20 protein-coding genes and 1 riboswitch are annotated in these 20,962 nt (G+C 36.5%); of the genes, 6 read left to right on the top strand and 14 right to left on the bottom strand.

Annotated features, from left to right (window positions below; translation table 11 throughout):
• Positions 1–141: 141 nt before the first annotated feature.
• Positions 142–1,947, top strand: a complete 1,806-nt coding sequence (locus PTQ27_RS02665) for a DUF4153 domain-containing protein (RefSeq protein ID WP_273749598.1) — start codon at positions 142–144, stop codon at positions 1,945–1,947.
• A gap of 68 nt (positions 1,948–2,015) precedes the next feature.
• Here PTQ27_RS02665 and PTQ27_RS02660 read toward each other — a convergent pair whose 3' ends face one another.
• The 3 genes from PTQ27_RS02660 to PTQ27_RS02650 are packed head-to-tail and all read right to left on the bottom strand — an operon-like array spanning position 2,016 to position 6,427.
• Positions 2,016–3,254 carry a sigma-54-dependent transcriptional regulator gene (locus PTQ27_RS02660; protein ID WP_273749599.1) on the bottom strand — a complete coding sequence of 413 codons (1,239 nt, stop codon included), beginning with the start codon at positions 3,252–3,254 and terminating at the stop codon, positions 2,016–2,018.
• On the bottom strand, positions 3,247–5,184 hold the full coding sequence (locus PTQ27_RS02655) for an ATP-binding protein (protein ID WP_273749600.1): 1,938 nt from the start codon (positions 5,182–5,184) through the stop codon (positions 3,247–3,249). Before PTQ27_RS02655 ends, PTQ27_RS02660 begins: the two co-directional genes overlap by 8 nt.
• A 10-nt stretch (positions 5,185–5,194) precedes the next feature.
• Positions 5,195–6,427 carry an ABC transporter substrate-binding protein gene (locus tag PTQ27_RS02650; RefSeq protein ID WP_273749601.1) on the bottom strand — a complete coding sequence of 411 codons (1,233 nt, stop codon included), beginning with the start codon at positions 6,425–6,427 and terminating at the stop codon, positions 5,195–5,197.
• A 285-nt stretch (positions 6,428–6,712) separates the two neighbouring features.
• Here PTQ27_RS02650 and PTQ27_RS02645 point away from each other — a divergent pair, with 285 nt between their 5' ends.
• Complete coding sequence (locus PTQ27_RS02645) at positions 6,713–8,065, top strand: MFS transporter (RefSeq protein ID WP_273749602.1); 1,353 nt, start codon at positions 6,713–6,715, stop codon at positions 8,063–8,065.
• 54 nt (positions 8,066–8,119) lie between these two features.
• Here PTQ27_RS02645 and PTQ27_RS02640 read toward each other — a convergent pair whose 3' ends face one another.
• Positions 8,120–9,124, bottom strand: a complete 1,005-nt coding sequence (locus tag PTQ27_RS02640) for an ornithine carbamoyltransferase (RefSeq protein WP_273749603.1) — start codon at positions 9,122–9,124, stop codon at positions 8,120–8,122.
• Positions 9,125–9,189: 65 nt separating this feature from the next.
• Positions 9,190–10,029: a PhzF family phenazine biosynthesis protein gene (locus tag PTQ27_RS02635; protein ID WP_273749604.1), complete on the bottom strand. Its 840-nt coding sequence runs from the start codon at positions 10,027–10,029 to the stop codon at positions 9,190–9,192.
• A 232-nt stretch (positions 10,030–10,261) separates the two neighbouring features.
• On the opposite strand from PTQ27_RS02635, the gene PTQ27_RS02630 reads away from it, so the two are divergent.
• Positions 10,262–11,596 (top strand): anaerobic C4-dicarboxylate transporter, encoded by a 1,335-nt coding sequence (locus PTQ27_RS02630; RefSeq protein WP_273749605.1) that lies wholly within the window; start codon positions 10,262–10,264, stop codon positions 11,594–11,596.
• 76 nt (positions 11,597–11,672) lie between these two features.
• Here PTQ27_RS02630 and PTQ27_RS02625 read toward each other — a convergent pair whose 3' ends face one another.
• A complete protein-coding gene (locus PTQ27_RS02625; RefSeq protein WP_273749606.1) occupies positions 11,673–12,083 on the bottom strand; it encodes a DoxX family protein in 411 nt (136 codons plus the stop codon).
• Positions 12,084–12,205: 122 nt separating this feature from the next.
• The gene (locus tag PTQ27_RS02620) at positions 12,206–12,883 is read right to left on the bottom strand and encodes an amidophosphoribosyltransferase (protein ID WP_273749607.1); all 678 of its coding nucleotides are present in this window, start codon (positions 12,881–12,883) and stop codon (positions 12,206–12,208) included.
• Between the two features lie 117 nt (positions 12,884–13,000).
• Between PTQ27_RS02620 and PTQ27_RS02615 the strand changes: the two genes are divergently transcribed.
• Complete coding sequence (locus PTQ27_RS02615; RefSeq protein WP_273749608.1) at positions 13,001–13,813, top strand: Cof-type HAD-IIB family hydrolase; 813 nt, start codon at positions 13,001–13,003, stop codon at positions 13,811–13,813.
• A 43-nt stretch (positions 13,814–13,856) separates the two neighbouring features.
• Here PTQ27_RS02615 and PTQ27_RS02610 read toward each other — a convergent pair whose 3' ends face one another.
• The 7 genes from PTQ27_RS02610 to PTQ27_RS02580 all read right to left on the bottom strand — a co-directional run bounded on the left by PTQ27_RS02610 (position 13,857) and on the right by PTQ27_RS02580 (position 18,779).
• Positions 13,857–14,780, bottom strand: a complete 924-nt coding sequence (locus PTQ27_RS02610; protein WP_273749609.1) for a DMT family transporter — start codon at positions 14,778–14,780, stop codon at positions 13,857–13,859.
• Between the two features lie 88 nt (positions 14,781–14,868).
• Entirely contained in the window at positions 14,869–15,126 is a 258-nt protein-coding gene (gene rpmA / locus PTQ27_RS02605) for a 50S ribosomal protein L27 (RefSeq protein ID WP_005711421.1), read from the bottom strand.
• A gap of 20 nt (positions 15,127–15,146) precedes the next feature.
• Positions 15,147–15,458, bottom strand: a complete 312-nt coding sequence (rplU, locus tag PTQ27_RS02600; protein WP_005618624.1) for a 50S ribosomal protein L21 — start codon at positions 15,456–15,458, stop codon at positions 15,147–15,149.
• A gap of 202 nt (positions 15,459–15,660) precedes the next feature.
• Complete coding sequence (locus tag PTQ27_RS02595) at positions 15,661–16,602, bottom strand: ABC transporter substrate-binding protein (RefSeq protein ID WP_273749610.1); 942 nt, start codon at positions 16,600–16,602, stop codon at positions 15,661–15,663.
• Between the two features lie 24 nt (positions 16,603–16,626).
• Positions 16,627–17,274 (bottom strand): thiaminase II, encoded by a 648-nt coding sequence (gene tenA / locus PTQ27_RS02590; RefSeq protein WP_273749611.1) that lies wholly within the window; start codon positions 17,272–17,274, stop codon positions 16,627–16,629.
• Positions 17,275–17,298: 24 nt separating this feature from the next.
• Positions 17,299–18,060: an ABC transporter permease gene (locus PTQ27_RS02585; protein ID WP_273749612.1), complete on the bottom strand. Its 762-nt coding sequence runs from the start codon at positions 18,058–18,060 to the stop codon at positions 17,299–17,301.
• Positions 18,057–18,779 (bottom strand): ABC transporter ATP-binding protein, encoded by a 723-nt coding sequence (locus PTQ27_RS02580; protein WP_273749613.1) that lies wholly within the window; start codon positions 18,777–18,779, stop codon positions 18,057–18,059. Before PTQ27_RS02580 ends, PTQ27_RS02585 begins: the two co-directional genes overlap by 4 nt.
• A 74-nt stretch (positions 18,780–18,853) precedes the next feature.
• A riboswitch (TPP riboswitch) is annotated at positions 18,854–18,971 on the bottom strand.
• A gap of 112 nt (positions 18,972–19,083) precedes the next feature.
• Between PTQ27_RS02580 and ispB the strand changes: the two genes are divergently transcribed.
• Together ispB and PTQ27_RS02570 are read left to right on the top strand one after the other, a co-directional pair.
• Complete coding sequence (ispB, locus tag PTQ27_RS02575) at positions 19,084–20,079, top strand: octaprenyl diphosphate synthase (protein ID WP_273749614.1); 996 nt, start codon at positions 19,084–19,086, stop codon at positions 20,077–20,079.
• A gap of 106 nt (positions 20,080–20,185) precedes the next feature.
• Positions 20,186–20,923, top strand: a complete 738-nt coding sequence (locus PTQ27_RS02570; protein WP_273749615.1) for an epoxyqueuosine reductase QueH — start codon at positions 20,186–20,188, stop codon at positions 20,921–20,923.
• Positions 20,924–20,962: the final 39 nt, after the last annotated feature.

The following is a 20,962-nucleotide window of genomic DNA, read 5'->3' as shown; positions in this document are numbered from 1 at the left end:
CCTATAATATTATAGGCTTTTTTATACCCTTTTATTGTTCGTTAAACAATCAAAAAACATCAAAAGTGAAAAGTAAAACTCTTTACTTTTAAGTAAGGGTTCCGCTATACTAACAAAAATTAATTCGTTTGAGGATTTCTTATGTTAAGCAAACTACAACACTTAGGCTTAATGATTAAAAATACTATTATTAAGCATCCGCTTGAAATTCTGTTTGTTACCTACATCACTATTGTTTTAGCAAGCAATGTAGCTCATTACGAAACCTTTCAAGACTATGGTAATTTAATTGCACTCTCTCCGCTTTGTTTTGTTTTACTTTATTTATTACGTAAAACCAAGGCATATTGGCTTCTCACCCCTATTCCGATTCTAGTCGCCCTATTTTTTAATAAGATTGGCTTAGATCTAATGATGGATTCTCGCTATTGGGCTGTGCTATTTTGTACTTTTCTATGTTTACTTAGCCAATATTGGTACAAAGATAACCATAACTTTATCGATGAACTCACCAATAAATTAGTCAATCTTGTATTTGCTGGAGCATTGGCTAGCATTGTGTTTGCCGCATTAAGTTGCATTACTTTTGCGATTATTGCCCTATTTAATTTAGATAAATACGATAACTTCACTATTTTTGAAAGATTCGGCATTTTTTCAACTTTTTGGGCATTTCCGGTATTTTTCTTAACCCTTGAACAAAAGCATGCAACCAATGACTCTAAATATTTAAACCGTATTGGTGAAATGTTACTGAATTGGATTTTATCGCCAGCTTTAATGATTTATACGGCTATTATTTATGCCTATGTGATTTTCATTGCAGTACAAGGAGAGATGCCAAATGGTGTTGTGGCTAATGTTGCGTTCCCTTATTTAAGTATTGGATTAGCAATACAAGCGGTTCAATTATTGCTGAAAAATGCAAAATGGCAACTTTTCTACCGCTATTTTGCTTATTTAGCCCTATTACCACTTGCCCTAATTTGGTATGCCATTTATATCCGTTTAAGTAGCTATGGTTTAACGGAGGCCCGTATTTATTTAGTTATTGGGGCAACCACATTAACCATTTGCTATGTGTTACTGATTACTAAACGATTTGCTCAATATCGTCTATTCTCTGCACTTTCAATTGTGATGATTTTAGTTTCCGTCTTCATTTTAGACCCACAAAAAATTGCCCTTGAAGATCAAACTAAACGCTTTGACGATTATTTAGTGCAACATAAATTATTAGATGAAAATAATAAAATTAGCACGCAAGCGATAATTGAACATCAAAAATCATTAGACAATAACAATAACGAACTTGAAGGTTTACATTCAATGATTCGCTATCTTAATAGAGAATATGCTACTGAACAATTTAAGCAAAAATATGGTGTAGAATCTGGCTATGACCTTATTTATAGTTCAAAAGCAAGAGATTATGATCTCAATTATTTTGAAACCTATAATTCTGATGCTATTCGTTTAAGAAAAGATGATTTTGAGAACGCACAGGAATTCTTAGTAATTAACACCCATTTTTATCGTTTATTGCCCTATAACTATAATAGAATTAGCAAAGGTAAATGCCAAAAACCAACTCATCAAGAATATGATTTTAATACCTCAGATCGCACAGTAAAATACGAAGAGGTTGATCAAGATTGTGAAAAAATTGAAAAAGAGCCATTAACGTTTATTATTTCATTTTCAGGTATTGAGCCGACTATTCAATTTAATATGGATGAAATGGTAAAAAACATCTTTGTAAAACATAACTTAGATATAACTGTACGTCAGCCAAAAGAAGTATTGGAAACATTAAAAGCTGATTTACTCAAATTAGATTTAAGTGATAAGGCTGTTTTATCTCTGCGTAGCATTAGACTCGAGTTTATCGAAAACACCGGCTATGTAGTAGAAAGTTTTAGTACTCGTTATTTAATGCTTAAATAACACGTTAATAGTAAAAAAACGGATTATCTGTAAAAAGATAATCCGTTTTATCTTCTTATACAGTAAAACTAATCTTTAAAGGATTCTTTATTTAAATCATACTTTTTCATACGCAAATAAAGTTTTTTACGTGGAATTTTCAAATACTCGGCAACATCATTAATCCGTCCTTGAAACCGCTCTAATACATCGATAATAAGGCTTTTTTCATACTCCTCAATCAATAAATCAAGAGATAATTCACCTTGTTCTTGCTGAGTAAAATTAAAATGTTCTTTTTGAACAGTAACACCCACCGCATAGAGTTCAGCAGTGTGAATTAACTGTGTAATATTACCAAGCCATTGTTGTGATAATAATTGTTTAATAAAACTATCTGTTACTGCTGGTTTTTTCTTTTGTAATTTTTGACACATTACCGATAAATAATGGCGAAACAAAGGCTCAATATCCGCAGGTCGATGGGAAAGCGGAATGCATTCCAGTTGTGTTAATGTAAATGAATAAAATAGCTCTGGCAGTAACCCATATTCCGAAAGAAGTTGTTGGGATGAATACTGACTAATAGCAATGACACGACATTGCGAATGTTGCTGAATAAATTGTACTAGGGCTTTTTGTACTAAGATGCTCAAATATTCAATATTTTTCAAAATAATGACTGCGTTAGTGAGCGATGGTAACTGCTCTTGCAGCTTTTTACTATCTTCTGTATCTAATAACTCTAAATAATATCTACTATCAAAACGAGGTTTCGCTAATTCGTAGAGGTAATTCGCAGAAAGCGTTCTTCCCGTGCCAATTTCGCCAAAAATTAATACGGGTAAATTCGTTTCCGCTAATTGCTGTAAACGCTTACGTTGTGTTTTAATCCAATGACTATTGCCAATAAAATGCGTTTCTAACTCTGTTTGTTGCCATAATTTAGTTGCAAGTTGTGTTTGACGTTGCTGGCTGGCTTGCTCAACTTGCTGTAATAATTGCTCTGGTTTTACGGGTTTTTCAATAAAGTAAAAAGCCCCTTTTTTCATTGCCTCTATTGCCATTGGAACATCGCCGTGCCCAGTAATTAATATAACAGGCAAATGTTTGTCTTTTTGGTGAATTTGCTCAAGAAGTTCCCAACCTGACATTTGCGGCATATAAATATCACTAACAACAATACCTTGCCAATCTTCCTCAATATATGTAAGTGCCGATAAAGGGTTGCTTACACAGATAGTTTGATATCCTTCTAATTCTAATAATGCTTGATAGGCTTGCAGCACGTCTTGATCATCATCAATTAGTAATACTTTATTATTCATTCTCTTCTCTCACTAAATTTTCTATCCATATAGGAAATTCTAAAACAATCATTGCACTTTTTTGCAAATTTGATGCAATATAAAGATTGCCATTAAATTGTTGCATTATTCGTTGGCAAATCGTTAAACCAAGTCCTAATCCAACTTCTTTATTTGTATAAAAAGGCTGCAGTAATTTATCTGAGTTTTCAAGCTGCCACCCCTCTCCGTTATCTTCAATATAAACAGAGGTTTTATTGTTATTTGAACATATTTCTACTTTGATTTGTGGTTGGGTTTTACACGCTTCTAATGCATTAGTAAATAAATTAACAAATACTTGTTCTAGTAAAATTTCATTTCCTTTTATTTGGCCCTCTCCTTTTACTGTTAATTGAGCTTTAATAGGTTGATGACGTAATTCTAATAATTCCCAAGCGGTATAAATTGCTTGATTGAGATTAATAATTTGTAAACATTCATTTTGCGTATGTCGTTTAGTAAATTGACGAAGCCCTTTTACAATCTGTGCAATACGTTCAGATAATTTGCTGATCTTATCGGTATATAACTCGGCTTGTGCTATATCTTTCGCCTTCAATAATTTTTTCAAACTAAATAGATAAATTGACATCGCATTCAATGGCTGATTAATTTCGTGGGCAAGACTTGTCATTGTCTGCCCTACCACGGCTAATTTTGCTGTTTGAATAAGTTCATTTTGGGTATCTCGTAAATTTTGTTCTATTGCACGGCGTTCTTTAATAATTTTTGTATGTTGCGTTAATAAGTAATTAATTTCTGAAATTTCGTCATTTCCAGATACTTCAATAGGTAATTGTTCTTGTCCTTTATTTAACAATTTCACTGACTCAATCAGTTTATTAAAACGAGCCGTTAGATGCCCTTGTACATAAAAATGATTAAAGCACCAAATAAACACTAAAGAGACGACAAATGTCGCAATAATAATTAAACCGCTAATATCTGTTTGTACTTTCATTTGTTGATTTAAAGCGGTCAGATTTTCATTTGTTTTTGCAAGAATATTTTCGGTAATTTTGCGTGTAGATTGCAAAATAGCGGTTTGCTGATGGCTGATCTCAAGCGAGGATTGCTGAAATTGATAAATATTTGCAACCAATATTCCTAAATCTTGATTAGGAGAGATAATATCCGCAAGCATATCGACTATTTGTTGTAAGGTAACAAGGCTCGCACTCTGGTGATGCTTCGGTTGATAATAAAGATCGGCAATTAAACGCTTTAATGTTTGGTATTTCACTAAAATATCACTTTGATCTAAGCTATATAAAAACTGAGAAATCTCGGTTTTTATTTGATCTTCTATATTCTTTAGCTGAGAAATTGCCTGCAACTCATTTTGTAAATCCGATAGGTTATTATCCTTCAAATATATTGAAGACGGTTGCTTGACTAAATTAATCTGCTGCCAATTTAATTCTTGCCCAAGTGCGACAATTTCATTATTAAAATCATCGTGTAACCATTGGATTTTGGTAGTTAACTCTTGTTTTTTCTGTTCAACCCAAAACCCTTGATCTAAATTATCATTAATTTTCAAAATAAGTGATTTTAAATCGCTGATGTTGTCTAAAATGATATTTTTATCAATAATATCATCAGATAAAACCAAAGCTTCTTTTTCAATTTTATCTAATTGTTTATTCAGCTGTTTAAACATTATCTGGCGATTAATATTACTCTTTAAGGCCGCAAAACGATCAAGTTCGTCTAAAAAGTCGCTCACTCGTCCTTCTAGCTTTAAAGCTAAATTTGTTTTAGGAAAGTAGTCATCTAAAATATAGTTTACTTGCTTATTTTGCTGATACCACGAATAAATACTCACAATTCCAATTAGCATAGAGAGTATTAAACTCATCGAAAACGCTTTTTTAAGTATTTGCGTGATGCTGACTGTCTTTTTCATTCTATGTAGCCTAATGCTCCTCAATAGCGATCAATACTTTATTAATTTGTGTTTGAAAAAACTCAGCCCATTTTCTTTCTTGTGCTAAAGCAAAACTACGATTAGTTTTAAACATATCTAAAAACACTTTATCATTAGCTTGTTCTGGTGTAATCGGCATTTCTGTCAGCTCTGCTCGTAAATTAGGTAATTGCTTACCTAGTACTTCCTCTTTATGTTTTAATATTCCCCAAGCTTCTTTGAGCTGAGCTAATCGGAAAGTAATAGCACTATCAAAAAGCTTTTTGACCAAATGTTCACGAGCAAGCAATAAATCGTAATTTAATAATGGTTCTTCTAATAATTTTTGTTGTTCGCTATATAATGGATCTTGCTGATTCAAGGAGGTTAAAGGGTATTTGGCAAAATTATGTGTTGCAACCATCTGTTGCCCTTTTTCCGATAATAAAAACTCAATAAATGCTATAGCTTCCTGCGTATTTTCACTATTGCGATGAATCGCTAAAAAAGTGGGTGAAGCTATTGAATGGGGAAAATACGTAAAATCGACATCTGAATGTGCTGGCTGATTTAAAGCATAGGTATCAATACTAATACCCGCAACAGCTAAGCCTGCCTTTACCTTGTCTGCAACATTGAAACTCCGAGAAGAAATCAATGATAAATTGCTGGATAATGTTAAAAAGTCTTCCCAGCCTTGCTTCCATCCACGTTGCTGCAGCAACATCTCTAACATAATATGATTAGATCCTGAACGAGATGGGGAACTAACTAATACACCATTAAAATAATGAGGATGAAATAAGCTTTCCCAATCCGTTGGCATTGGTAAATGACGATCATTAAGCAGTTTTTTATTATAAAAAATACCATAACCTGAAAAGGCGATAGCCGTAGTTGTTTGCTTTAATTGAGTAGGCACCCATTTATCGTTGTGTTGTAAATTCTTCGATAATGGCAACAAATATTGCTGTTGCTGGAGCTTTTCAAACAGAAAAGGCGAAGAACTCATTACTAAATCAACATTCTCAATATTAGGTTGGGTAAGCAGACGTTCTAATGAGCTTACGGTACGATTAATTAAGCGAATATTTTGGTCTGGATAAATATCTTTCCATTCCTGTTGAATATAATTCATCGTTTCAGGAGAAAACGATGTTGCAATTAAAAGTTCTTTTGCTTGAGCTAGATTAAAAAAAGAAAATGCAAGTAAAGAGCCTATATATCGTATTTTCTTATACATTTTTATACCCATTATTGTGATTTAGATCACGAATTTAAAAAATTTTTTCTCAACCTAAATTTCACAAATCAGTTAATTTTATTCCAATTTTAAGACGATCATTTCACATCTAAACAAAAAGCCTTATATTGAGTCAATAATGACACATAAAAAAGACTAAAAAAGTCAATTTTAACTTAAAAATCAACATCTTGCCTTTTGCCTTCTACATATTACCATACATACTAATTTCTTAAATAAGAAATAAAACATCACTATTTATCTTTTCTAATAAGGGCTTTAACTATGATTTCTTTCTTAGCTTCAAAACAAGGAAAAATTGTTCCAGACTCGGAACAATTAGAGCATTATAATCGCCTAAGATGGCACGCTCTCTTTGGTATTTTTCTAGGCTATGTTGCCTATTACATTTTGCGAAACAACTTTTTACTTTCCTCTCCTGAATTAATTAGTGAATTCGGTTTTACTAAAAAAGATATTGGATTTATTTCAGGTAGTATGTTAGTTGTTTATGGTTTAAGTAAAGGCTTTATGTCTGCTTTGGCCGATAAATCAAACCCTAAACACTTTATGATTTTTGGGTTGGTAATGTCGGCTGCCGTAAACCTAATGATGGGATTTAGTGCTTCATTTTGGGCTTTCTTATTCTTATGCTTACTTAATGGTATTTTCCAAGGTATGGGAGCAGGCCCTGCATATATTATTTTAGCTAACTGGTTCCCTCGTAAATCTCGCGGTATTACAACTGCAACCTTTAATATTTCACATAATGTTGGCGGTGGCTTAGTCGCTCCTATTGCTGGTGCAAGCATTGCTTGGTTAGGGCAAGAACACTGGCAAGCTGCACATTTTATTGTGCCAACTGTTATTGCTGTAGTCGTTGCCATTATTGTTTATATCTTTGGTAAAGGCCGTACATATAATGAAGGTTTATCGCCAATAAGCCAAATCTTAAAAAATGAAAAAGAAGAACTTGTTGTTACTAAAAATGAAAATATTAACTTAACAACTTGGGAAATTTTCCGTGACTACATTATGAAAGATATTAATGTTTGGTTTGTATCATTTATTGATGTATTTACTTATATGATCCGCTTTGGTGTATTAACTTGGCTACCACTTTACTTGCTAGAAACTAAAGGGTTCTCAAAAGGACAAATGGCAGCTGCATTTGCAATTTTTGAATGGGCGGCAATTCCTTCAACACTATTAGCAGGCTGGCTAACAGATACATACTTTAGAGGACGCCGTATGCCACTTGCAATGATTACATTGGTGGGAGTAGGTGCAGCAATGTTTGCATATTGGGGCGGACAAGATCTTCTAACTGTTACAATCGGTGCAGGTATTATCGGTTGCTTAATTTATGTGCCAATGTTCTTATCTTCACTTCAAACCATTGAACTAGTTCCTTCATTTGCAGCAGGTTCTGCAACTGGGCTTCGTGGCTTATTAAGCTATATTTTAGGTAGTTTCTCTGGTACTGCGTTATTCGGTATTCTTGCTGAACGCTTTGGTTGGGATGCAGGTTTCTACCTCTTACTCTTTGCGGTAGTTGGTTGTATTTTCTGCTGTTATATGACTCATTTAGGTGTATTACGCTTAGAAAAGAAAAAACTAGCACAAGCAAATAACTAATCAAAAATGTGCCTTATTCAATTACTTCATTTTTGAATAAGGCACAAATACTTATTACGCTAAACTCGCCACCATCACAGCTTTAATCGTGTGCATTCGATTCTCAGCCTGCTCAAAAGCCACATTTGCCGGAGATTCAAATACTTCTTCTGTTACTTCAATTCCGTTTACTAAAGCAGGATATTTTTCTGCAATTTCTTTGCCGACTTTCGTTTCACAATTATGGAATGCTGGCAAACAGTGCATAAATTTCACTTTTGGATTACCTGTACGTTGCATTAATTCAGGTGTTACACGATAAGGCATTAATAAATCAATACGCTCACCCCAGCTGTCTAATGGTTCGCCCATTGAAACCCAAACATCCGTATGCACAAAATCAACACCTTTTATAGCAGTATCAATATCTTCTGTAACCGTAATTCTTGCACCAGATTCTGTTGCAAATTTTTGGCACATTTCTACTAATGAATCTTCAGGTAATAAGGCTTTTGGAGCACAAATACGTACATCCATTCCTAATTTCGCACCAATTAATAACAGAGAGTTACCCATATTATTACGTGCATCGCCAATATAAACATAGCTAATTTGGCTTAATGGTTTTTCACAATTTTCAATCATTGTTAAAACATCGGCTAACATTTGAGTTGGGTGGAATTCATCGGTTAAGCCGTTAAACACCGGCACCCCCGCATAATCCGCAAGTTCTTGTACAACCGATTGTTTAAACCCACGATATTGAATAGCATCGTACATTCTGCCAAGCACACGAGCGGTATCCTTCATTGATTCTTTATGCCCAATTTGTGAAGAAGTTGGATCGATATAAGTAACGTGAGCACCTTGATCGTGCGCAGCAACTTCAAAGGCACAGCGAGTACGAGTCGAGGTTTTTTCAAAAATTAAGGCAATGTTTTTGCCTTTTAGCGTTTGTTGCTCTGTGCCTGCATATTTAGCACGTTTTAAATCACGAGCTAAGTCTAATAAAAAGCGAATCTCACGCTCGGTATGATTCACTAAACTTAATAAGTGTCTGTTTTTTAAATTAAATGCCATTGTGCTACTCCTGTAAATTAAAACTGATTTATTATGCTATATTTTTGCATAAAAATTCAAACCATTTAAGGTAAATAAAATTCGCCTTTTCCTACTTGAATGACTTTGCCACCAACAAAAATAGTTTTTTGCTCATCTACACCTAAAAATAACTGATTTGGTCTTTGAATTTCTGTCCCTTGTGAAATTGTAAACTTAAGTGGTGTTTGTTGATGAGCGATATGCCAACCGCCTAAATTTGCAGCTGCCGAACCTGTACCAGGGTCTTCAACGATCGCTCCCTGCGATTCAAAAAACAAGCGTGCTTTTATCTTATTTCCTACCCTATGCCAAACATATAAGCTATCTTTTAAGAATATTTTTTCAGTCGGTAAATTTGCATTTATTTTACAATTTTTAACCGCTTGTTCGGAAGATAACTCAACTAATAGTTGCTCAACCCCAGTATTTACAAAGCAAGGTTGAGAAGCAATATCAGCAGGTTTTAGCCCTAACATCTCCGCACATTCATTAATGCTTATAGAAGTATTTTGGAGAGTTACCCCATTTTTCAAAGCAAGAGTCGTTATATCTTGCTGATGATAAATCTCAGCTATGCCTGCATTCGTTTGTAAGAGATATTCAGAAGGGAAATTAAATTGGGAATGTAGTACAAATGCTGCGCCAATGGTTGGATGCCCAGCAAAAGGCATTTCATAATCAGGTGTAAAAATTTTTAATTTTTTGACCGCTTGTTTACTTGTTGATTCTTGAATAAAAACCACTTCAGAAAGGTTAAATTGCCGAGCAATTAATTGCATTTCATCATTATTCAATCCATCAGCCTCATAAAAAACTGCTAATGGATTTCCTCCAAAATGGCTTTCAGCGAAAACATTCACTAAAGCATAATCATATATCTGCATTGATACCTCTAACGATTTACTAATGAATTCTATCAACGCAATCGATTACTTTCAAGCAAAGCTTATTTACATTAGTGCAAAATAATCTCTTTATTAAAAGTGGATTATTTTATATTATTTTCAAACTCACTCTTTAGAGTTAGTTATTTTTGATTTATTTCAAAGTATTAAAAAATAGCTAGAGGTAAACTTACACCTAGTTATTATTTTTTAATTTTTATTTGAGGTTATTATGCTTTATGCAGAATTTTTGCTTTTATTAGCATTTTTATATGCGGGGAGTCGCTTCGGTGGCATCGGCTTAGGGGTTGTGTCAGGGATCGGCTTATTTGTTGAAGTGTTCTTCTTAGGTATGCCATTATCCGCTCCACCAATTAGTGTGATGCTAGTAATTTTAGCTGTAGTTACTTGTGCTTCAATTCTTGAAGCCGCAGGTGGCTTAAAATTTATGCTACAAATTGCAGAACGTATTTTACGTAGCAATCCAAAACGCATTACCTTTCTTGGCCCATTAGTTACCTATACGATGACGTTAATGCTAGGTACTGGGCATTCTGTTTATTCAATTATGCCAATTATCGGCGATATTGCCGTAAAAAACAAAATTCGCCCAGAGCGTCCAATGGCTGCCGCATCTGTTGCCTCACAACTGGGGATTACAGGTAGCCCGCTTTCAGCAGCGGTCGCTTACTATTTGACAGAAATTGTAAAACTACCTGGCTTTGAAGGTGTAACTTTATTAAATGTAGTTGGTGTTACTATTACCGCAACATTCTGTGGTGTAATTGCGATGTCTTTATTTAGCTTACGTCGTGGTAAAGAGCTAGAAAATGACCCAGAATATCAACGTCGTATGCAAGATCCTGAGTTACGCAAACAAATTGAAGAAACCAGTGCAACCTCTTTAAATGAAGAGCTTCCAGCAAGTGCAAAAAACTCTGTTTATCTATTCTTAGCAGCCATTGCCACTATTGTTATCATTGCGATGGTGCCATCAATTAAACCAACGCTTGCAAGCAACGGTAAAGTAGCAGGTATGGACCAAATCATCCAAATCGTGATGCTTACCTTTGGTGGTTTAATCTTAATTTTAACCAAAACTGATCCGAAAAAAGTACCGAATGGTATCGTATTCAAATCAGGTATGGTGGCAACTATTGCAATTTTTGGTATTGCTTGGATGAGTGATACTTACTTTACTCATGCAATGCCAGCATTTAAAGAGGGCGTAACAGAAATGGTAAGAGCTTACCCTTGGACATTTGCTTTTGCACTCTTTGCCGTTTCTGTAGTAGTAAATAGCCAAGCGGTTACCGCAAAAATGATGTTACCTGTTGGTATCGCAATGGGCTTACCGGCACCATTATTAATCGGTTTAATGCCTGCAACCTACGGTTATTTCTTTATTCCGAATTATCCGTCAGATATTGCAACTGTAAACTTTGACGTAACAGGCACAACTAAAATTGGTAAATTCTACTTCAACCACAGCTTTATGGCACCAGGTTTAGTCGGTGTTGTCACTGCTTGTGCAGTAGGTATTACTGTCGCAAATATTTTAATCTAATTATTTACAGAAAACACAAGCGGGCAGATTTGGTAAAAATTTTACAAAATCTGCCCGCTTGCTTTCTCTTATTCAATTATGCTTTATTAAATAATTTCGCATCTAATGAATATTTACCGCCACCGATAAAAATATAAGTTAAGAATAATACAGAATATAGCCCTGCTAACTCCCCGCCATTTAATAATGGTAATAAAACATTACCTTGTGCACCGTGAATAATAAAAAAAGCATATGCCATCATACCTGAAAGTAAGAATGCGGTTTGGCGAGTAAATAGGCCTAAAATAAAGAAGATTCCGCCAACAATTTCTAAAATCCCGCCAGCACCGTAAATTGAGAATAGTGGCACACTGCCATTACCATTGGTCATCGACATTGGAAACTCAAAGAATTTTGAGGTACCGTGCAGTAAAAACATATAGCCGGCGACCACTCGAGCAATCAAAAGAGCAAAAGGTTGTAATTTGTTTAAAGTTGAGTTCATAAGCTTTCCTTAATATTAAATTGTTAAATAAATGTAAATAAATTCAAGATTGTATTCTAATTTAAAAACCAATATTTGATAATCCAATACTTATTAAATAAATTATTTACTATTAAGAAATATTAGGCTCGAGCTAAAGCCCAAACTTGAATATCTTTCACACCTGCTTTTAATAACTCCGAACAAATAGCATTAAGTGTTGAGCCTGTTGTAACTACATCATCAACGATTGCCACACATTCATATTTTTCTGTCGGCTGATAGCTAAATGCCTTACGCAAATTTCGCCTACGTTCCGTTGCGGTTAATTCTCTTTGTGAAACTGTTGCTCGGTTTCTTATTAAACTTTTACTATCTAATGGGATTTGTAGCCATTTAGAAAGCCATCTACCAATTAACTCGGCTTGATTAAAGCCTCTTTGCCAGTTTCGTTGCCAAAAAAGTGGGACAGGCATAATTACTTGAGGCAATAAGAGATATTGTTCTCGCTGAGCCTGCTTAATCGCAAGCAATAACTGGCGAGCAAGAGCTTGATCTAACCAATATTGATGTTGAAATTTAAAGCGATGAATCCAATGAGATAAAGGTGGTTTATACTCATCGATTCGTATAAATCGATGCCATTTGGGTTCATTTCGTAGGCAATAACCACAAGATAAGCGAGATTCTACCGAACTCATTCCACAATGTTGGCAATAAGCTTGTTTGTTAATTAATTTTTGGCAGTGGCTACAAAAACCGTGATTGTTAATTTTTAATAATTTATCGCAATGAAAGCAACGAAAACCAAATATATTCATATTTCTCTCCATTCTTTGCAGATTATCAAAAGAAGCCCTATTTTTTTGGAGTATTTTTGTGACATCACTCGAAAAAGGAGTAAAATCTAAATAGTTTTTAAATAAAAGGAAAAGTAGATGCAAATACCTAAAAAGCCAATCAAAATTGTTTTTTTCGATATTGACGACACCTTATATGTCAAACATAAAACCTATATTCCGCAGTCTGTTACCGAGCAAGTTTTACCAAGATTAAAAGCTAAAGGCATTATTCCTGCCATTGCAACAGGGCGAAATCACGGCTGTTTTCCAAATGCTTTAAAACCCTATTTAGACCCAGCAATCGGCTTTGAGCTTTTTGTGACGATTAATGGTCAGTACAATTTTTATAAAGATCAGATCATTAGCGACTATTCATTAAGCCAAGAGCAAGTAACTCGAATTATTACTAAAGCAAACGAGCTAGGTATTATTTATGCTTTTGTAACCCCTAAAACGATTGCCGTTTCAGAAACTAACCCAATCGTACACGAAGCCGTGTTGCCAATTACGCCAGACTATTTAATCGACCCACTCTATCACGAAAAAGAAGCTATTGTGCAAATGCTCTTATTCTACCCAGAAAGCCAGAAACAAGCGGTTGAAAATAGCGGTATTTTTGCAGATGATTTAAAAGAAGCTCGTTGGCACCCTTATGCTGTTGATATTCTGCGAAAAGAGAATTCGAAAGCCAGAGGCATTCAAGATGTACTAGAAAAACTTAATATTGATATAGAAAGTGCAATGGCATTTGGCGACGGTATTAATGATTTAGAAATGTTGCCAGCCGTTGGTTTAGGAGTTGCGATGGGCAATGGTGTTGAGGAATTAAAAGCGGTGGCTGATTTTATTACCAAGCCGATAGAAGAAGATGGCATTCTATACGCTCTTGAAACATTAAAAGTAATCTAACAACAAGCGGTTGCAAATTTTTGATAATTTACAACCGCTTGTTTTATTTTCTACGTCTAAATAGCTTATCGCCAGCAATCGCTAAGATCGCACCACAGACCACGATTAATGCTCCTACATAACTGATTCCGTTCATATCAGGGTCTGCAAAGATCTCTGGGTAAAACTTATGCCCAAGTAAAGAGAAGATCATCGTAAAAATAGGGAGCATTGTTGTAACCACACTGACTTTGGAGGTATCCCAATGGTTAAGAGCCTCTCCATAAGAACCGTAGCCAATCAGCGTATTTAAACAACAATAGATAAAACAGCCCCATAGAAAACTGCCCTCAATATTGCCTAATTGTGCAGGGGTCGAAAAAGGCATCATAGTGAATGCACAACCAATATAGATGATTAATAGCACCTGTTGCGAGGTAAATAATCTTAATAACAGTTTTTGGGCAATACCGTAAGAGACCCAAATTAAGCTCGCCCCTGAACTTAATAATATTCCTAAAGCATACTTATCTAATTTCAAGATCTCGCCAAACTTATCATTAAAAAACGCAATTAAACCGATAATAAGTAGTAAAAAACCACTCTTTTGGAAAAAACCAAATCTCTCTTTAAACAGTAATACACCGAGTATAATCATTGAAAAGGGAGCAAGTTGCCATAAAACTTGGTTAGTGGTTGGCGAAACATAATTCAACGCTTCTGCAAACAAAAAGAAATTGGCAGATAACCCCAACACACCAAGAACAATAAGCCCAACCTCTTTTTTGCTACAAGCGGTCAATTTTGGTAAACGTTTTGCACAACCTAAAATAAGTAATAATCCGAATGACGCCACCACAAATCTGAACCAAACTAAGGTTTGTGCATCGACAACTTTGAGCACTTGTTGGGCAGCAATAGGAAGAGTTGCCCAAGTCATTGAGGCTAATAAGGCTAAAGAGAAGCCCAATAAAGGTTTTTGATTCATATAGAAGAAATTTTGAATAATTCAGATACAAAAAAACCTCGCTGAATGCGAGGTTTTTCTATTCATTTTGAAATGAAATAGTCAGCTATTATTCTGCGATAATGCTTACATATTTGCGATTTTTCTCGCCTTTCACTTCAAATTTAACTTTACCGTCTGCAGTTGCAAATAAAGTGTGGTCTTTACCCATACCTACGTTTGAACCTGCGTGGAATTTAGTACCACGTTGACGAACAATGATGCTACCTGCTAATACAGATTCGCCACCGAAACGTTTAACACCAAGGCGTTTAGCTTCAGAATCACGACCGTTACGAGTTGAACCACCAGCTTTTTTAGTTGCCATCTACTTGATCTCCTCTGAAATTATGCTTGAATCCCAGTGATTTTCACTTCTGTGAACCACTGACGATGACCTTGTTGTTTACGGCTGTGTTTACGACGACGGAACTTAACGATTTTAACTTTATCGCCACGACCTTGTGCTACAACTTCAGCCACTACTTTTGCACCAGCTACTACTGGTGCACCAATTTTAACATCTTCACCGTTAACGACCATTAACACTGAGTCAAATTCAACTTTCTCACCAGTTGCGATTTCAAGTTTTTCTAAACGAACAACTTGACCTTCACTTACTCGGTGTTGTTTGCCGCCACTTTGGAAAACTGCGTACATATTTACTCCGCTATGTGCCACTGCTTTGCGTTTTTACGTTTGCTTTAGGCACTAATTAAATTCATAAAAATAGGGTTGCAATTCTACGGAAAAACTAAAAAAAGAGCAAGTGCGATTTTAAGAAAAAATGTAAAAATTTGCTAATGCGAGTAAATTCTCGCTTGCTGATAATTAAATTATTCACATTTTTCATTGCGTGAAATTATTTCAGCTCTGTTGCATACTCCTCAACATTCGGCATATCTTTCACTAATCCTTGGTTTTTCAAAAACTCAGCCATTCGCTGATAACGATGGCTATCTAAAGCTCTTGGGCGGTGGGCTAATCTTGGTAAAGTATCTGTCCACGCTCGGCGATTAAGTTCGTTATTCAGCTCTTTCGGTTTATAGCTAACAAAGGCTTCCCAAGCAGCATTTGGATGATTGAGTGTGTAGATAGTAGCTTGTTCAAGAGCGGTTAAAAAAGCAGAGAATTTTGCTTGATTAACCCGATCTTTATGAGCAACAACAATTAATTCATCATAAGCTGGCACACCGTGTTCTTCAGGGAAAAATGCTTTGCCCTTGTGGTTTTCTAACGCAAGCTGATTTAATTCAAAATTGCGGAATGCTCCTATTACTGCATCAACCTGCCCAGATAATAGCGATGGAGAAAGCGACCAATTTACATTGATTAATTCGACATCTTTTTCTGTTAATTGTGCTGATGATAGCATCGCCTTTAATAACGCATCTTCAAAACCACTGACGGAATAGCCGATTTTTTTGCCTTTAAGATCTGCAATGCTATTAATTTTGCTATTTTCTAGAACAACCAGACTATTTAATGGTGTCGCGATGAGTGTGCCAATTCGCATTAGCGGTAAACCTTGAGAGGCTTGCTGTTGCAGTTGTGGTTGGTAATCGACCGCCAAATCGGCTTTACCTGCCGCCACTAATTTAGGTGGCATTGAGGGATCTGCCGGTTCAATAATTTCTACTTCTAAACCCTGTTCGGCAAAATAGCCTTTCTGCTGAGCGACAATGATTGCCGCGTGATCAGGATTGACGAACCAGTCCAGCATTAGCGAGATCTTTTCTTTTGCCATCGTGCTTTGAGCGACAAGTAAAGTAGCAATAGCGGTTAAAGTGCGGTGTAATTTCATTTTGTGTCTCCTTTTGTTTTAAAATTAGTTTCTGTCTAACCCCATTTGCCAAAAAGCTGTTTCCATTCTGCTAGCGGTATTGAAAATATGTTGTAATTCTGTCAGTTGGGATTGATTTAACGGTTGGCATAAGCGATCTAAATAATCGCAAAGTGATTGGCTGTCTGCTTGAAATTCTGATGAAGCATAAGTATCAATCCAACTTTGATACGGATTATCTGGCACTGAAATTGGCTGAATACGGCGAGCGATTTCCGCATAGCCTACAGCACAAGGAGCAAGAGCTGTGTAGAGTTCGGCAAGTCCACCTTTCATTCCGCAATCCAACACATAACGGGTATAGGCAACGCAGGCTGGAGATTCAATAGTGGCAAATAATTCACTCTCACTAATTCCCCATTGGCAACAATAGTCAATATGTAATTGAATTTCACTGAGCAAACCTGCATTCATTTGTTGGGCAAACTGAATATCCTCAAAATTATTCGCTTTAAAAATTCCGAGTGAAATTGCTCGGCTGTATTGAAACAAAAAGCGATAATCTTGCTTTAAATAGTGCTGAAAACTGGCTTTGGGTAAGGTTCCATTGGCAAGTTGTTGCACAAAATCGTGTTCTATATAATCTAACCAATCACGGCCAGCATTTTGGCTAAACTGTTGAATAATAGACATATTTTCTCCCTTTGAAGATTGAAATCAGCGTAAATGCATTGCCCACGGCACAAGACGTTTTAATAATCTATCGGTTAAAAAATAGAGTATTAGGGCAAGGCAAAGCAAAATAAGTAAGGCGGCGAACATTAAATCCGTTTGCATTCTGGCATTACTATGAAGCATTAAGTACCCCAAACCTTGTGATGACCCCACCCATTCCCCAACGATTGCACCAATCGGGGCAACAGAAACTGCAATGCGTAAGCCTGAGGCTAAAGAAGGCAGTGCCGCAGGTAGTTGAACTTTAAACAAGACGGCAAGCGGTGAGATTTGTAAGGTTTTAGCTAAATCTAGCCAAGTTTTTGGCGTATGACGCAAACCGTCAAAACAGGCAGCAGTAACAGGAAAATAGATAATCAATACCGTCATCACAATTTTTGAGGCTAAACCATAGCCAAACCACAACACTAATAATGGGGCGATCGCAAAAACAGGGATTGCTTGAGAAATCACTAATAGAGGCAATAACATTGCAGAAAGCTTTTTATATCGGATGAGCAACAAAGCCGAACCTAATCCAAATAGAAAACCAAGCACTAAGCCGAGCAAAATTTCCAATAATGTGATTTGTGCGTGTTCAACAAGTAATGAAAAGTTATCATTAAATTTTTGCCACACGGCAAGTGGCGAAGGTAATAAATAAGGGGGAACCTTAGCCACACTGACGACAAGTTGCCAAAGTACAATTAAGCAACCACTAATAACAAGCGGTCGAATTAAAGGGATTTTTTGCAAAATTTTCATCGTTTTTCACCGCTTGTCAGTTCGGCAAATAGCTGTTGTTGTAAATCCCATAACTTTTGGTTGCTTATCTCTCTAGGGCGATCGCCTTTTAACGAAATGGGAGTGGAAAGTGTGGCTGGTTGCCCACGTAAAATAAGAATCTCATCACTGACTCTAAGTGCCTCTTGTGGATCGTGAGTAATCAGCAACACGGTTTTATCTTGTAATAACTCAATGGCAAGATCTTGTAATTGGTGGCGGGTTACAGCGTCTAAGGCGGAAAAAGGTTCGTCCATTAAAATTAGAGAGGCATCTTGCATTAATGTGCGTGCTAATGCGACACGTTGTCGCTGACCGCCTGAAAGCTGGTAACAAGGTTTGTGTAAATGCTCTGCAAGCCCGACTTTTTCCAACAAAGATAATGCGTTCTCGCAAGTTTTTTCTGATTTTTGCCCGCTTAAATGGGCCTGTAGTTGAACGTTATCTAAAATCGATAACCACGGATAGAGGCTATCGGTTTGTGCCAGCCACGCCAAACGAGTATTAGGTTCAAAATGAATACTACCGTGTAAAATCGCCTCATTTTCAAGCCCCGCAATAGCTCGCAGTAAAGTCGATTTACCCACACCGGAAGTCCCCAAAAGGCTTGTCCACTTACCTGCTGGCAAACAGAAGTCGAATTGCTCAAAGAGGCGTTGAGAACCAAAAGCCAACGTCAGTTGATGAATTGAAACGCACATTGTTCCCTCCAGAGATTAACTCATTAGGGCGAAAGGAAAATGCGGTTGAAAAATAGAGAGAATATAAGAATGGTGTTTTGGCATAATTAGTTTCCTACGGCAGTGCTAACTGAATCAGGTTCACGGGTATTATCTCAGCCATTGCTCAATGATTTTTTATCTATCAGCAAAATGGCACCCCGACTAAAGTTTGATTAAGTCTAAAAAAGTTTTAATTGAGATGCAAATAGTTTTTTCAATTTTGACGCTAAGCGGATTTAGGGTAGAATGGCGATTAAATTTTACCTAAGATATGGAACAGCGAATGACCACGCAATTAACACTCGAACAAATTCAAACGCTCGCCAATGAAGATATGCAAGCAGTTAATGCTGAAATTTTAGCCCAGCTTAATTCTGAAGTCTTACTGATTAACCAACTTGGGCATTATATTATTGCTGGCGGCGGTAAGCGTATTCGCCCTTTAGTTGCCGTTTTAGCCGCTCGTGCTTTAGGTTATACAGGCAAGAAACATATTACCACTGCAGCATTTATCGAATTTGTGCATACGGCAACATTATTACACGATGATGTAGTAGATGAATCGGATATGCGTCGTGGCAGACCAACTGCCAATGCCACTTTTGGTAATGCAGCAAGTGTGTTAGTGGGAGACTATATTTACACCCGTTCTTTCCAAATGATGACTGATGTCGATTCACTGCGTGTACTAAAAGTAATGTCTGCCGCAACCAATGCTCTGGCAGAAGGCGAAGTTCAGCAACTAATGAATGTGAACGACCCGAATACAACTGAAGAGAACTATATGCGAGTGATTTATAACAAAACCGCTCGCCTATTTGAAGCAGCAACCCAATGTGTTGCCATTGCAGCTAATGCCAGCGAAGAAATTGAAAACGGCTTAAAAGAATATGGTTGTTATTTAGGGACAGCATTCCAGCTGATTGATGATATTCTAGACTACTCTGCTCAAAGCGAAAGTTTAGGCAAAAATGTCGGCGATGATTTTGTGGAAGGCAAACCAACCTTACCATTACTGCACGCAATGCGTGCTGCCGAGCAAGCAGGTAAAACAGAACAAGCAAATTTAATTCGTAATGCGATTGAAAACGGTGGCGAATTAGAGCAAATTCCAACTGTTTTAGCCATTATGCAAGAACATAAATCCCTAGACTATGCAATGGAACACGCCAAGAAAGAGGCTCAAAAAGCAGTCGATGCTTTAGCCGTATTACCAGAAAGTGAATATAAACAAGCGTTAATTTCATTGGCATATTTGTCTGTGGATAGATCTTACTAATTTGCAAAATTTTTTGAAAAAATAACCGCTTGTAGGTGCGTTTGCTAACGCACCACTTTGATTGATTTTATTGGTGCGTTGGCAAACGCACCTTACTTATTGGATTATGACTCAACAACCACAAGAACATATTGAAAGTGTACGTGCCCGTCGCCGTGCACAAAATCAGAAAAAAGATCCGAATGCACCTTTTGTGCGTCCTAAATTAACATTACCGAACGGACACAACAAATTGCTTTTACACTCTTGCTGTGCCCCTTGTTCGGGCGAGGTAATGGAAGCAATTCACGCATCAGGAATTGAATTTACGATCTATTTCTATAATCCGAATATCCACCCGCTCAAAGAATATTTAATCCGTAAGGAAGAAAATATCCGCTTTGCCGAAAAATGGGGTATCCCGTTTATTGATTTAGACGATGATTATGAAAACGATCGCAAAGAGTGGTTTAAAAAAGCAGAAGGTATGGAATGGGAACCCGAGCGTGGCATTCGTTGCACAATGTGCTTTGATATGCGATTTGAAAAAGCGGCGGAATATGCTCATAACAACGGCTTCCCAGTATTCACAAGCTGTTTAGGTATTTCTCGTTGGAAAGATATGAACCAAATCAATGACTGCGGACACCGTGCTGCCGCCAAATTTGACGATGTGGTTTATTGGGATTACAACTGGCGAAAAGGCGGTGGTTCACAACGTATGATCGAAATCAGCAAACGTGAACGTTTCTATCAGCAAGAATACTGCGGTTGTGTCTATTCCCTGCGTGATTCAAACAAATGGCGATTAGAAACAGGCAGACAACGGATTGAGATTGGAAAGCTTTATTATTCGCCGGATTAGAAAATAACTTCCCTCTTTAGAAAAGAGGGATAGAGGGAG

The sequence above is a fragment of the Mannheimia cairinae genome (genome assembly GCF_028649535.1).
Taxonomy (GTDB): domain Bacteria; phylum Pseudomonadota; class Gammaproteobacteria; order Enterobacterales; family Pasteurellaceae; genus Mannheimia; species Mannheimia cairinae.
The sequence above is the reverse complement of the archived record's forward strand: the minus strand, read 5'-3'. Positions and strand labels throughout refer to the sequence as shown.